Source organism: Aeromonas sp. SE22 (assembly GCF_038739755.1).
Classification (GTDB): domain Bacteria; phylum Pseudomonadota; class Gammaproteobacteria; order Enterobacterales; family Aeromonadaceae; genus Aeromonas; species Aeromonas jandaei.
Map to the genome: position 1 here is coordinate 134743 of NZ_JBCGFD010000003.1, position 14283 is coordinate 149025.

The window sequence follows — 14283 nt, forward strand, 5'->3', positions numbered from 1 at the left end:
ATTTCACTGTTTCCGTTGATTTATTGTTGGTTGTTACACGGCCAGGGAGAGCCTGGTCGACTCCACTGGTGCCCCGACTCCGGACGCCAGATAAGGAATGACGTTGCGCACCAGCCCCTCGACATCGAGTTGCTGGCCAAAATCGGCCAGAGCGATGTCGCGCAGCGCATCGGCGGAGGCCATGGTGAATACGACGGTGCCCAGGGTGAAGTGCAGGCGCCAGAAGAGATCCGCTGGCGAGAGGGCCGGGTTGGCCTTGGAGATAGCCTGGGTGATCCGCTGCAAAATGGGGCCGTAGTGGGCGGTGATAAAGCGGCGCAGGTGACCCTGACTGTCGATATAGCCGCGCCCCAGCAGCTGCATAAAGATGGCCGGGCCGTTGGCCCGCACAGCCGAGAGTTTCATCAGCGGTTCGACAAAGCTTTCAAAGAGTTGCAGCAGGGTCAGCTGCTCCTGCTCCATCAGCACCCGCAGGCGGGCATCCAGATCGGGCATGAACAGACTCAAATAGCGGTCGAGCACCGCCTGGATCAGCTCCTTCTTGGAGCCGAAGTGATAGTTCACGGAAGCCAGATTGACATCGGCCTCGCTGGTGATCAGACGCAAAGAGGTATCGGCGAATCCCCGCTCGGCAAACAGCACTTCAGCGGCGTCGAGAATACGGTTTTTGGTATCGATTTTACTCACTGGACACCTCACTTAAACGAATGTTTAAAAAGTACGTTTCATAACGCGAGGTGTCAAGAGATTGTGAACGGGTGTTAGCAGAATGTTTTTTGTGAAAAAGCGCAAAAAGGTCGGAACTAACTCCACAGCGCGAGACTCTATATCTATGCCACTGCAATTAAACATTAAGTCTCGCCCAACCTGCTTCTTGCTAGTTGGGCATTTTTTTGCCTGGTTGACGGCAGCAGGGCTGCAAACAGGCAAAAAAAACCGCCGCGGGGAAGCGACGGTGGGGAAAGTGAGTTTGCATCATCCTGACGGCAAACTGTCGATGCGAGTTCAGGCATGTATCGACGGGAGCCAGTATGCCAGTCAGCCCCGCTCAGACTATGTCAGTTCCTCGGTATTTTGTGACAAAGTGTGGCAAGTGCCGGCGTGGCCCAATTCCCCCTACTTTGTTATGCTGCCCCTTCAAAATATGAGGGGAGAGAAGATGAAGTACCCGGTCGATACCCACACTCACACCATTGCCAGCACCCACGCCTACAGCACCATCCACGACTATCTGCCCATCGCCAGAGCCAAAGGGATCAAGCTGTTCGCCACCACGGATCACGGCCCCGAGATGGCCGATGCCCCTCATGTCTGGCATTTTGCCAACTTGCCAATACTGCCAAGAGTGGTGGACGGAGTGGGGATCCTGCGGGGTATCGAGGCCAACATCAAAAACCTCGACGGGGAGATCGATTTTCCCGAGCGCTATGAGTCGCGTCTCGACATGATCATGGCGGGTTTTCATGAGCAGGTATTCCCTCCCTGCGATCAGGCAACCCATACCCAGGCGATGATCAACGCCATCAAGAGCGGCCGGGTCGATATGATCAGCCATCCGGGCAACCCCTCATTTCCCATCGACATTCAGGCGGTGGTCAAGGCGGCTGCGGACTATCGGGTGGCGCTGGAGATCAACAACTCCTCCTTCATTCACTCACGCCCGGGTAGCGAAGGTAACTGCCGTGCCATTGTTGAAGCCGCGCGAGATCTGGGGGCCTACCTCACCTTCGGCTCCGATTCCCATGTCGCTTTCAGCCTCGGTGATTTTGACCATTGCCACCGTCTGGTGACCGAAGCGGGCTTCCCGCTGGAGCGGATCCTGGTGCGCTCCCCCCGGGCCCTGCTCGATTTTCTCGAGAGTCGCGGTCGGGCCCATATTCCCGAGTTCGTCGAGCTCTAAGATTGCTAACACCATGAGCCAACTCATAAAATCGAGTTGGCTCGATTGACACGTCAGCCATTTTTCATGAATCTGACTGGCAACAAGCCGGTATAGCTCAGTTGGTAGAGCAGCGCATTCGTAATGCGAAGGTCAGGAGTTCGATTCCCCTTATCGGCACCATATAAAACAAATGGTTAGCTTAGATGATAAGCTAACCATTTGTGATTTTTGGCTTGGGGTACCACATGGGGTACCACATGGGGTACCACATTTAGCAAACGGTAGGCACATTACTGTATCCACTTACCTAGCTACCGGCAGGTCCTCCCAGCGTGTGGTGTAACAGGGGCTCAGGTGCTCTTGTCTCATCATCCACTCAGGCGACCCCGTGCCTTGGCTGGCAAAGCCTACGCGCCCCAATCCCTTGGCTTTGATCTGGTCCATCACGGCCATCAGCGCGTCCGATTGAGTGGAGGACGGGGCAAACAGGTCAGCCTGTTGCTGCCCCTTGGGGGTGAACTCACTCAGCATGACCCCACCCTTCTGATAGCGGTAACCATCGCGCCAAATCTGCGGTAGCAGCACGTTCACTTGCTGCAGCAGCAACCGGGTATCATCGCTAGGGCAGACCAGCCGGATGCCAGCCTGCTCACTGTAGTAAGGGGCTCGTTCATCAAAGGGGCTGGTTCGCATGAACAGGTGCACCCGCTGGCAACACATTCCCTCGGCCCGCAGTTTCTCGGCTGCGCGAGCCATAAAGCCTGACAACGCTTGGGCCATTTCTCCACGGTCAGTCACGCGCTCCCCAAAGGAACGGCTCGAGAGGATCTGCAGCTTCGCCGCCGGTTCAACGGTCAGCTCTGCGCAAGGCAGGCCACGCAGCTCCTGTACGATCCGCTCGACCACCACGCCGTATTGGGCGCGTAACCCTTTGGCGTCGCTAGCCACTAGGTCAGCCACGGTGTTGATGCCTTGAGCCACCAACTTGGCCCCCAAGCGCCGTCCTATGCCCCACACCTCGTCCACCGGGGTGATAGCCATCAGCCGGGCACGGCGCAGATCGTCACGCAAGTCCACGACGCCGCCAGTGGCAGGCCACTTCTTGGCTGCATAGTTGGCCAGCTTGGCGAGGGTCTTGGTGGGGCCGATCCCGACCCCTACCGTTAGGCCGGTCCACTGCCACACTCGCTGCCGGATCTGTTGTCCATAGGCTGTAAGGTCCCCGGCAAACGACTCCGACAGTGACAGGAATGCTTCATCGATGGAGTAGACCTCCAGCTCGGGGGCCATGGTCTCCAACGTGCTCATTACCCGGCCAGACATATCTCCATAGAGTGCGTAGTTGGAGCTGAATGCCACACCGCCATGCGCCTCGAACTGCTCGCGGATCTTGAAGTAGGGCCCGGCCATCTTGATACCCATCGCCTTGGCTTCGGGGCTGCGCGACACCACGCATCCATCGTTGTTGGAGAGCACCACGATCGGGCGGCCACGCAGCTCGGGGCGAAATAGCCGCTCACAGCTGGCGTAGAAGTTGTTTACATCAACGAGCGCTATAGCCATCACGCTGCCTCAGATTGCCAATCACATGGGTGACCACTCCGAACAACTCCAGGGAGAGGCTCATACAAGGGTCGATAGGCGTGAACGCCGGATTGGCTGGCAACAGCCGCAACCTCGGCTTGAGCTGCAAGGTCTTTACCGTGAAGCCACCATCGAGTAGTGCAATCACCACATCACCATGGCGCGGGGTGAGGCTCTTATCGACCACCAGCAAGTCACCGGGAAAGATGCCGACCCCGGTCATGCTATCCCCCTCGGCACGCAGATAGAAGGTTGCTGCAGGGTGCGGCACGCAGTGGGTGTTGAGGTCCAACTTCCCTTCCAGATAGTCGCTGGCTGGGCTGGGAAAGCCGCAAGAGGCGCGGTGCAAGAACAGCGGGATGGTCACCTCGGCGGGTGATGGGTCTGGGGTTAACAGCTTCATGGTAAAACACCTGTATTTATATACAGTCATTATAGCGCACCACCTTTGAACCAGCGCAAGTCCACCCATATGCCAGTGATGACCAACGTTGATGTGACTAACATTTGGGGCATTCTGTCAGGTAAGCATCGACCAAAAACACATATATGGATGGTGTGATATGACGAACATCAAAGAGTCATATAAATACGGTCCTTTCTAGTAGTCTCCCAATGATTCAATCAGTTAGTATCTGTCAGATATGGAATGACAGGGTTATACCGTGAGCACAATCTCTCTTCGCAAGGCACTCGGGGTCTTGGCTAAATCATCGCCGTTTTCTGTAAAAACCACCTCAGAAAGACCAAGAGACGTGTATGACAAGCTTAAAGACTATCTCTACGTCAAACCTGAGATTGAGTTCGAATTTGAGCGTTTATTGAGCACCCTGCGGTCGGGGGACTGTGTTTTTCTCTGCGGCAGTAGTGGGGATGGTAAATCTGAAATTCTCTCTCACAGCTATGAACGTTATAAAAAGCACTATCGATTCCACTTAGACGCCACCCATAGTTTTTCTCCCCATCAATCAGCCATTGAGGCCCTTGATGAACTCTTCGATAAAAGGACGCAGGATCGGCGGCCTCTAGTGGTTGGGATCAATATCGGGATGTTAGCCAACTACGCCAAAGAGGGGGCAGATCGACATGCCGAACTCAGATCGGTGATCGAGAGCTTTTTAAGTGGAGGGCTTAGAGCCGAAGGGGCTTACTACTTTTTAGATTTTGAAGCCTACCCCAAGTTTCGTTTTAATGATGAGGAGGGTGGTTATTCGGCCTTTGTGCGTCAGCTGCTATGTCAGTTGACCGAGCCATCTGAAAGCAACCTATTCCATTTCATTGCTCAAAGTGACGAGCAGTGCCAACTAGATGCTAAGTTGATAGCGAATTATCGTTTATTAGGTCGTGAGGAGGTCCAAGAAGCCATAATCACTACCCTCTTTAAAACTCGTCTTTTTAAGGATCAGTTCATCACAACACGAGCTTTGCTCGACTTGCTACACCAGTTGCTCACCGGTGATGGCTATCTTTTCGATAACCTCTTTATAGGCGGTAGTAATGAGTTGGCGCAGAAGATTGCCGAGTTTGATCCCGCACAACTGCACACCAATGCTATCGACCAATTTGTATTGCGCTACGAGCTGGGATTGCCCGATCCGATGCTAGATGCTTTTTTGCTATCACTCGCCGAGATTGGGGTCTATTTCTCCGAGCCTAGAGAGGGGAAGGCCCCATCTTTGATTCGTCTCTTTTATCTACTCAAGCATTGCTCGTTTGGCAATGACTACCACCATCAGTTTAAGGGGGATTTCGACGAGCAGTTATTAGAGAGTTATGCCTGCGTGTGGATGTTGCATGGGCAATATGGTGGAGGCAGCGATGCCCAAAATGGCTTGCGACAGTTTTACACCAAGGTTTTGATCCCCGCTATCTTCACTTATGCCAATCGGCATGCACCTGAACTGGGCAAGCGTGAGATCTTCTTAGGAGAATTTGGGGGTATTAAGGTCGCGGCCCCCTTGGATCTCAAAGCTGACTATAAGCGAATTCAGTATGAGCATGTCGAGAAGCATGATTACTTTTGTGCCTATCTCAAGGTTGGCGAGTCAGAGCTCAGCCCTATGGTGATTGGACTCAATTTGTTCGAGTTGATTGGCAAACTGAACTGCGGTTATCGCCCTAATCGGTACGATAAGAACGCCATCATTCTGCTTGACGAAATGGTTGAACAAATTCGTACCTTGGCAAAAACCAGCCCGCGCCTGAGCTACTACGAAGGGGCATATACATATCGGCTAGAGCTAGATGATGAAGTGATTACCGTAGACGGGAGAGCTTAACAGTGACCGCATTTCCTATTAATAAGACTCTCAAAGTCGCTAACAACACCCTAGATAACTACTGGCCTATTCGAAACAAGGGTAATGAGTTTCACTGGGATACAGTTACTGGGGTTGTACTTAGCCAAGTCTTACGTAAACAGGTACAAACTTATGAGCTGGCCGATTATCAAGAAGAGTGTAAGGAGTACTTTCTTTCGCGGCTAGATGATGCTTCGGTTTGGCAAGTGCTGGAAAGAGCCTACTTTACCAGTAAGTCTTTGTATGATATTTCTCCACTTTTTTTACTCTTCGAGGCCAAGATCCGCACAAACGGTAGCCTAGATATCAGCGCATCCGATTATCGACTCAGTAAAGTATTTGCTGGTCTATTAGGCGATTTACAGGTAGAGGATATCGACGATAACCTTAACTTTGTTGAACAGGATATGTTGGGTATTTTGCGTGAAAATCTTCAGTTTGGGATTGCTCTGGAAAATAATGAGCAACCCTATCTACCATTCCTTAACAAAGTGTTTATTGAGGATATAAAATTTCTGGCCGAGCATCCTCACTATCTGCTACAAACCTTGCCCAAGATGCTCAAGCTTTATGCTTTTTCTTATTGTGCTCAACTTGCCCTTAATATCACCGATTGGGAAGAACCAAAGAGTCGTCCCCTCTACTTTATTCTCGACTCGGAAAAGGCGAGTGCAGAGCGCACTAGCGTTAAGCGTTATGGTTACAAGCTACTTGCATCGGCTCGTGAACGAGTCTTTCCGTTGCTGTCAGCTTTTGATGCGTTACAGCGAGGTATGCGACCACGCCCACTTTGGCAGATTTATCAAGATGCGGTTAATTATCATAACCAACCTGAGTTGCTTGAAGTATTTAATAAGTATCTGCAGGAGTTTATTAGTGATAGATATGACGACCGAGTGAAGATCCCTCCTGTTTCTAATATCAAAGATGCATTTGAATGCCTAAGGAAATTGTCGATTGAACAATTCTCGGACTCAGGCAGAACTACAGTATATCAGAATTATATCAAGGAGCTTGATCGGTACCTGCTTAACGACTTTATCCAAGCCCGTGGTGCAGCAGGGCGAACTCTGGTTCTTAACCAAGATCAGCTGTTATTGCTGACCAACCTTACCATAGGTAAAGCAGAGAAATTGCGATTGCACGAGTTGCGCAAGGGGTTCGAGCAGCGTGGTTTTTATCTTGATAACCAGACCCTAGAAGTGCTGGTGGCCTTCTATGAACGCATGGGAAATGTCGAGCGAATGAGTGATAGTGGAGACGCCGTGTATGTCCGTAAGACCCTTTGAACAGTTTTTGGTACAGTCGCTGATCGAATGGATCGGCGGTCAGCTTGAGGCGGGAGCCCGTTATCAGTTTAAGTCTCCTAGTGCTGAAAATGGTCAGGCGCTTTTTGATGCACTTTTGGGCCACTCGGCAGGTTCGCTTGTGATCGATGGGGTCACCTTACCTATGCTGAATTGCAACGGCGTCGCGCTTATACCCGTCTTGCATGGGGAAGGGGAGGGCTTTAGTGAAAACTACATCTCTCACTTGCGAGATCTAGTCGCGGGACGGGGTGGGGCGTTTAATAATGCCGCGCTATTGATCATCCATAACAGCATGCTTGATACCCTGAACAACAGTGCATTCGATCTCGGGGGAAAAGGTGCGATTTGGCACCCTGAACAGATTTCAAAGAAGCTCTACGAGCTAATTGATATTGGCCACCCCCGTCGTGACCTCTCAGCCTGCTTGCTCGAAGAGCAGCTTAAGTTAATCAAGGCCGACGGCTCGACTGTTTTCGGGTTTGCCTCTCTTTTTAGGGCCTTGGACAAAGATGTGGAGCTCGATTTCGACGAGCTTCACCTCTTTAACGATCCACTTCTGCTTAGTTGCAGTGGCAATAGGGAGCATATTAGCCAGCGCCTACAACAAAATCGCGAACTTCGCCGGGATATTGAAGAGGCGGTTGAACACTACGACCGTGACCAACTGGAAAACATTCTAAAGGAGTTCAGCTCTCATTTTGTTCGTGAGCATTTTCAAGATGACCGTTGGCGCCAGCTCTGTCTCGAGAGTCTGTTACAAGAGATTGCAGCCAATAAGGCACAAAAGCTTCTACTTGATGAAGTAACGCTGCAAGAAGGAGTCGTTCATCAACGTGCCAAGGCACAGACCAAAGCTGGCCTGCGCGAGGTGAGCCTGATGCTGGTGATGCCAAAAGGGGCAACTCAGTGCTCCCTTTTGCTCAATTTTCTCGGCAACGATCTTGAGGCTCAACAATTGCAGCTAAAGCACAACCGGGCCTTGAGTAAATTGGTGAATATCACCGTGAGCCGAGCTGGCGGAAAGCGCTGCAAGGCTAGTCTAGTGGTGCCGGTGACCGGCGAGCCCACCTTCTTTAGCATCGAACTTAAACGAGATAACCGAGCCGAAGAGTACAAGTTTCGTTGCCTGTTGCTGGAAGAGGGGGACTTCTATCTCGACGAGATTTTGCACCGTTACCGGGTCGAGCCCGGTAATGGTAAAACCTGGTTGACCCTGCAGCTTGAAGAGAACCGACTGCGCGTTAATGCTCAGCTAGATAGCTGTAGAATCCTAGAGGAAGATCAGGTCGAGGTTGATTGTCGAGCTGTGGGCTGGGCAGATTTTGAGCGTTTGGCTGAGTCAAATGAGCAAACCATCTTTACCCTTCGAAATGGCGATCGCCAACTTACTATTAATGTTGAGGGGCCAGCCGCTGATGATGGGATCACGCTCCCTTTACTTTTCGATAAGACCCGTTTTAGCCGGCTTTTTCATGATGAGCGCAATGCTGAATATAATCGTGCCAATGGGCGCATCGTCTTTGATAACGCCGAGAGTGGCGTGGTGGGCATCCGTCAGCAACTGCTTAAGCTCGAGGCTCGCATGGTGGACGAGCAACTGCTCTATCTAAGCGATGACGATACACTCACGTCAGCCGAGTTGAACAATTTTTCGCCTGCACTGTCAGCGGCTTATACAACACTTTTTACCTACCTAAACCAGAAGAAAAGTCTCCCTAGTTTAGTGGCCTGGGGGCAACACTATTGTGCTCTGGTGCAGGGGGTGGTGGAGGCCTATGAAGAGGCACTCGCCTCAATTGTGCCTAGCAGTGTTTTGACCCAAGAGCAGAAACGATTGATGCGAGTGGGACTGTACCGCCATGAAGGAATTCTGAAGTTAACCCCTCTGCATCCTCTGGTGTTGGCCTATTACCTAGCGCTGGTCAGTGCCATTTTGAGTGAGCCCGAGAGCGAAGAGGGTCATAGTTTTGCTGAGCTGCCCGATGTTACCCGAGAGCGCCTTGTTGCCTCTGGCCTCTTGCCCTTTGTCTATGACAACGACTCAGGCTATGCCCATCTTCAGGTTGTCCGGGAAAACTGTTTTTGGTTCAACGTGGTGCCGCAAAAGCAGGAGAGTTTTGATTACATCAAACGTCTGGTGCGCGATAAGCTGGCAGAGTTCACTCAGGCTTATGCCCGTCTCTTTAGTGCAGGGGCCAAGAGTAGCCTGATTATCAATGCCATCAATCAGGGGGGGAGTGGAGAGCTCTTCTTGGGTCTGGTCGAGCATTTCAAACAGCACAAAGAGCAGTCTATCGCCATCCACGTCAACTGTTATGACGAGCGGTTGCAATTTAATGACTTCGACCGCTTCGCCGAGACGCAAGCCTATGAAGAGCTTAAGGTCTGGTTGGGTTTAAATAGTGGAAAACAGCGCGCTGATGCCGATATGTTGATTGATCTCATCAGAAGCAGACTAACTTATAGCAAGTTCACCCTGCCCAAGGGGGAAGAGTCCTTCGCCTATTCCCATTTGGCATTCTTTCGCAATAAAGAGCCGGTAGAGTGTCGTGATATCAAGAGTGAGATGGCGATGAGCGGCGTGCTGTGCGATGGATTGATCGCTGGGGAAGCTGCAGAGATCCAAAATGGTGCTTACTTCACCTCCTTTGGACTACGTGGGGTCGATTACCTGCCCCATCAAACCCTACGATTGGCTCATCGAATAGCAAACCTGTGGAAGCCTGCTCATCAGAGTAATACTCCATATCTAGAGACGAGCCTAGGGCTTGCTGTCAGTGCCGATTTTCAATCCCTGCTGCAGCGCTCTTATAAGAGCTCTCTTTGGACCACAATCATAGATCCCAAGGTGACCCTCGACTTCTTTGCTAATCAGCAGGATGTGGTGCTCATCCACTATTCGGACCAATACACCAGCGCTGCCGGTTATGACGCCATTACGGTGACCCAGCAGGTCGAGCTCTTTCAACGTTTGCTGCAAAAAGAGGGGCATGGGCAAGGTGAGGTGCTGCTGACCGAATTTAACGCCTTCAACGGCGAGTGGCTGCTTAAGATGCTGACTGCGAATCCCAAGGAGCGCAAAGAGAAGAATGGCATCATAGGGGCCTATAAGTTTGCCTCGGCCTTGCTGCGCCAATCCGATATCTGCTGGGTGCCCCTGTCGGTAGCCGAGATGATCCGGGTGTCGGGCAATGTGGGGCTTAAGATGAGCGATAGCGAGTTCTCTCGTCAGGTGCAGGGCTATCGCAAGGGGGCGATTTCGGATGATGTGCTCTTCGTCGGTTTTAAAGAGGATCGTCTCTATCTGATGCCCCTCGAGGTGAAGACGGGAGTGCGGCCCGATTATGCCTATGCTGGGCAGCAGGCGGTGGAACTGAAGCGTTACCTGAGTGAAGAGGTGCTGGGGCAAGACACCTTTGCCAGCCGTCTCTATCGGGGTCTTTTTATCCGCCAGGTATTGATGCAGGTCGATAAGCTCTGCCTCTATGGGGTGCTAGAGCGAGCACAACTGCAGCCGCTGCTCGATAGACGAGAGTGGTGGATGCGAGGGGATTATCAGCTAGGCGCTCTACCCGATTATGTAGAGGCCATGGTGGTGGCCCATGTGGAAAACGACAGCTGTTTTAAGCCGAGTTACCAGACCACAGGGCAAAACGTGTTGCAAATTGAGCTCCCATACTCCCTGCTGCCAGCCTTGATTGCCAGCAAGATGGATACATCGATCCAGCGTTTGGTCGAGCAGTGCCAGGTGCCCCGCCAATTTTGCCTGATGCCCCAGTGCGAAGGTGAGGTGGCGCAGCCCCCCGTGAAGGTGAGTGGCATCGAGCCTGTGATCGCAGCACAGGACGAGGCGCCAGTGGCCATTCCTGCGCCGTCGACCGAGACGGCCCCACAGTCTCAGGGGCGTGAGCCCTTAAAGGTGCTCTTTGGTCACGATGCCTTTTATAAGAGCCCCCTCTATTGGGAGCCCACCAATACTGCCCGCTTTATGAATACCAATACCGGTATTATTGGCACCATGGGCACCGGCAAGACCCAATTTACCAAGTCGCTGATCACTCAGCTAATGCGCCAGCAAGACAACAATGTCGAGGGGGCACGGATTGGTCTGCTTATCTTCGACTACAAGTCAGACTATGTGGACGATGCCTTTAGTGAAGCAAACCAGAGCCGCAAGCTAAAGCTGCACCGCCTGCCCTATAACCCGCTCTCGCTCTATGGGGATATGCCCATGCTGCCGGTGCACACGGCAACGGGCTTTTCAGAGACCCTTGCCAAGGCGTTTGGCCTGGGGCCCAAGCAGCAGCTGCGGCTGCGCAAGCTGATCCTCGATGCCTATGAGTTGGCCGGGATCAGCAAATCCGACGCTAGCACCTGGTCAAAGCCTGCACCGACCCTGGCTCAGGTCTGGGATCTCTATATGGAGCAAGAGAAGATTGATGAAGACTCTCTCTATGCGGCGCTCGACTCTTTGGTCACTTACGAGATCTTTGAGACCCAACCTGATGGAGTGAGCTCGCTCTATGAGTTGCTCGAGGGAGTGACGGTGATCGAGCTGGCGGGCTACTCCCCCCAGATCCAAAGCTTGGTGGTGGCCCTGACCTTGGATCTCTTCTACTCGCAGATGCAAAAGCGCGGTAAGCCCAAGGTTGCAGGGGATTATCGCCAGATCACCAAGATGATTCTGGTCGATGAGGCTGACAACTTTATGTCGCAGGACTTCCCCAGCCTGCGAAAAATCCTAAAAGAAGGGCGCGAGTATGGGGTAGGAGTTATTCTCTCAACCCAAGACTTAAGCCACTTTAAGACAGGGGAGAACAACTATGGCTCTTATATCTTGACTTGGGTGGTGCACCGCGTTGCCGAGATAAAAAATGCAGATATTAAGGCAATCTTTAATAAGGATGATAAGGCCGATCAGGAAGAGTTAATGGAACAGATCCGCAAGCTGGATAAACATTTCAGTCTCTATATCGATGGAGAGAAAAAAATGTCTATGATGCGGGATCGGGCATTTTGGGAGCTAATTCCATGACAATTATAGAAGCAATAGAAAAAGTCCTGCTTGATTCAAATCGGCCACTCACACATAAAGAGATATATGACTCTATAATTGATGGGGGATATTATTGTTTTGGAGCAAAAGATCCTGCGTCTGTCGTCAGAAGCAAAATAAGAAAGCATTGTTTTGGTCTTGATTTTCCGAGCTCATCACCTAGGAAGATATTTGTGGAAAGTGGTCTTTCATCAGGAAAGACTTTATATTCTTTGTGGGATGGGAAAATCGTTAATGAACCATTGGTAGAAAAAAGCACAAAAGAAAAAACAACCAAGGAACAATTGCCTGAAGAAATTATTTATATAAAGCATAATGAGCATGTTAGGTCCATCAAGCAGCAATTACTAGATTGTATAAATGCATCTGATCCCGCTTTTTTTGAGCAGCTTGTTGTAAAGTTATTATTAAAGATGGGGTATGGCTGGCATGAGTCTCTGGCTGGAAAAGTTGTAGGGGGGGCTGGTGATGAAGGAATTGATGGAATAATAAACGAAGACAAGTTGGGCTTAGAAAAGATATATATTCAGGCTAAAAGATATAAGCATAATAAAGTGCCTCCTAGTGAAATCAGAGAATTCGTTGGGGCGATGGCTTTAAAAGGAGCAAGAAAGGGAGTTTTCTTCTCATCTTCTTCATTTACAGAGCAAGCGTTATTGAGTGCGACTAAAGCTCAAGGAATGAATGTAACTCTTATAGACGGTATTCAGCTATGCGACTTACTTGTACAGCATGGCATGGGCGTTGCCATAGTCGACACTTTTGAAATATTAGAAGTTGACCGGAATTTCTTTGATTTTTGATATATGTTTGAGCAGAGCAAAAGTAATGCTCTGCTCATTTATTCAAATTCTATTTTTATAGAAGACGTAATTTAAGAAAATATCTCTCGTATTACATGTTTTCCCTTGGCTTTCCCACCTTTCAACAAGAATCATGCCGAGTTCATTTTCTAAAAGATTGTACAAATATTCATCGTCATAAAAATAAAATTTCCTTTTCGAAGATTCTACGTTATTGCTTTTCTTTTTTAATGAGAAATATATATATCCATTATATAGTGTAGCTTTGAAAAGACGTTTTATAGCATGCTCAAAATCCAGTTTATTGAGGTGATGTAGTGATGCACATGCCCATATTAGGGAAAATATGGGTGGGTAATTTATATCTTTAAAGTCTAGTTGTTCACAGTAAGCAAAGCTATATTGGTTGCAAAAAGAAACCATTTCTTTTGAGGCATCAAAAGAGGTAACTTTAAATCCATGTTTTATAAAATACTCAGTATCACGGCCTACGCCACAGCCAGCATCTAATATTCTGGTTCCGTTTGGAATGTATTTTCTGACCCGTTTGTAGATATCATCCATGTCCACTGTATATGTTTTATGATAATAATCAAAAGCATTTTCATTATAATAGATGATTGTTTTTGATTTCTTTTTGTTATAGTTTTTTTCTAATGTCTGTGACTCCAGTTTTCTGATTTCATTATCAATTGCACCATTTATTTCTAATGGAAAAACTATGTTTTCCAAATTGTCATGTTGGTCTTTGAGTTTTCCATCAAATGCTAGGCGTATGATTCTATAATGTGAGCATAACTTGCCAAGTAGACTATGAAGTTCCGGGTTATCAACTAACCCAGAATGGTTTTCTATTAAAGTAGTGATTTTATCTGAAATGGTTACAATTTGCTCTAGAATAGCCTTGTCATGAATATTTAAGTTATCTAAATTATCGCCAGTGGTTATATATCTGAGGGTACGAAAGTACCCCCCATGTATACTTAGAGTCTCTTTCTCTGATATCGCGAAGTGAGCGTATAATATTCTTGATTCTTCTAATAGAGATGCCAGTGGTCCGAAAAATTTCTCTAACTTTTCTTTCACTGCTGCATCCTTTATTTGCTTTTTATCTAGGTCGTGTTTTTCCTGAATATGTTTTATGTCTTTGCCGTATTTATAGATAGTCGCAAATGCTAAAGCAAGGGATACGAATGAAGTGAGGACTCCTGTCATTGCTGTTGTTTCTGTAGAGCTAAAGCCAAATAAAAAATCTTTTTTATCTGGCGTACTAGTTCCACATGACAGTGTTAAATAATGATCGCGTGAGTTCAGTGTCGATTGCAGATGGCTATCAATATTTTTCATG

9 protein-coding genes and 1 tRNA gene are annotated in these 14283 nt (G+C 49.4%); 6 read left to right on the plus strand and 4 right to left on the minus strand.

Translation table 11 applies throughout. The features are described from left to right. Positions 1 to 33: 33 nt before the first annotated feature. On the minus strand, positions 34 to 687 hold the full coding sequence (locus AAHA39_RS07595; RefSeq protein WP_005334507.1) for a TetR/AcrR family transcriptional regulator: 654 nt from the start codon (positions 685 to 687) through the stop codon (positions 34 to 36). 472 nt (positions 688 to 1159) lie between these two features. Between AAHA39_RS07595 and AAHA39_RS07600 the strand changes: the two genes are divergently transcribed. Together AAHA39_RS07600 and AAHA39_RS07605 are read left to right on the plus strand one after the other, a co-directional pair. Continuing rightward, positions 1160 to 1900: a phosphatase gene (locus AAHA39_RS07600; protein ID WP_041208825.1), complete on the plus strand. Its 741-nt coding sequence runs from the start codon at positions 1160 to 1162 to the stop codon at positions 1898 to 1900. Between the two features lie 86 nt (positions 1901 to 1986). Then, a tRNA-Thr gene (locus AAHA39_RS07605) sits at positions 1987 to 2062 on the plus strand. 123 nt (positions 2063 to 2185) lie between these two features. Here AAHA39_RS07605 and umuC read toward each other — a convergent pair. Together umuC and umuD are read right to left on the minus strand one after the other, a co-directional pair. After that, positions 2186 to 3445: a translesion error-prone DNA polymerase V subunit UmuC gene (gene umuC / locus AAHA39_RS07610; RefSeq protein ID WP_320657331.1), complete on the minus strand. Its 1260-nt coding sequence runs from the start codon at positions 3443 to 3445 to the stop codon at positions 2186 to 2188. Further along, positions 3426 to 3869, minus strand: coding sequence for a translesion error-prone DNA polymerase V autoproteolytic subunit (gene umuD / locus AAHA39_RS07615; protein ID WP_320657330.1), 444 nt, complete (start codon positions 3867 to 3869; stop codon positions 3426 to 3428). Before umuD ends, umuC begins: the two co-directional genes overlap by 20 nt. 262 nt (positions 3870 to 4131) lie before the next feature. Between umuD and dptF the strand changes: the two genes are divergently transcribed. The 4 genes from dptF to AAHA39_RS07635 are packed head-to-tail and all read left to right on the plus strand — an operon-like array spanning position 4132 to position 12935. After that, entirely contained in the window at positions 4132 to 5745 is a 1614-nt protein-coding gene (gene dptF, locus AAHA39_RS07620; protein WP_320657329.1) for a DNA phosphorothioation-dependent restriction protein DptF, read from the plus strand. 2 nt (positions 5746 to 5747) lie between these two features. Further along, positions 5748 to 7055, plus strand: a complete 1308-nt coding sequence (dptG, locus tag AAHA39_RS07625; protein WP_320657328.1) for a DNA phosphorothioation-dependent restriction protein DptG — start codon at positions 5748 to 5750, stop codon at positions 7053 to 7055. Continuing rightward, the gene (dptH, locus tag AAHA39_RS07630; RefSeq protein ID WP_320657327.1) at positions 7036 to 12111 is read left to right on the plus strand and encodes a DNA phosphorothioation-dependent restriction protein DptH; all 5076 of its coding nucleotides are present in this window, start codon (positions 7036 to 7038) and stop codon (positions 12109 to 12111) included. Before dptG ends, dptH begins: the two co-directional genes overlap by 20 nt. Next, a complete protein-coding gene (locus AAHA39_RS07635) occupies positions 12108 to 12935 on the plus strand; it encodes a restriction endonuclease (RefSeq protein WP_268031517.1) in 828 nt (275 codons plus the stop codon). Before dptH ends, AAHA39_RS07635 begins: the two co-directional genes overlap by 4 nt. Positions 12936 to 12977: 42 nt before the next feature. On the opposite strand, the gene AAHA39_RS07640 is transcribed toward AAHA39_RS07635, so the two are convergent. Then, positions 12978 to 14282, minus strand: coding sequence for a class I SAM-dependent methyltransferase (locus AAHA39_RS07640; protein ID WP_268031516.1), 1305 nt, complete (start codon positions 14280 to 14282; stop codon positions 12978 to 12980). Between the last annotated feature and the right edge of the window lies 1 nt (position 14283).

Coding starts and splice junctions, on each gene's coding strand:
- umuD (WP_320657330.1), bottom strand. CDS start 3,869: ATGAAGCTGTTAACCCCAGACCCATCACCCGCCGAGGTGACCATCCCG.
- AAHA39_RS07640 (WP_268031516.1), bottom strand. CDS start 14,282: ATGAAAAATATTGATAGCCATCTGCAATCGACACTGAACTCACGCGAT.
- umuC (WP_320657331.1), bottom strand. CDS start 3,445: ATGGCTATAGCGCTCGTTGATGTAAACAACTTCTACGCCAGCTGTGAG.
- AAHA39_RS07600 (WP_041208825.1), top strand. CDS start 1,160: ATGAAGTACCCGGTCGATACCCACACTCACACCATTGCCAGCACCCAC.
- dptH (WP_320657327.1), top strand. CDS start 7,036: ATGTCCGTAAGACCCTTTGAACAGTTTTTGGTACAGTCGCTGATCGAA.
- AAHA39_RS07635 (WP_268031517.1), top strand. CDS start 12,108: ATGACAATTATAGAAGCAATAGAAAAAGTCCTGCTTGATTCAAATCGG.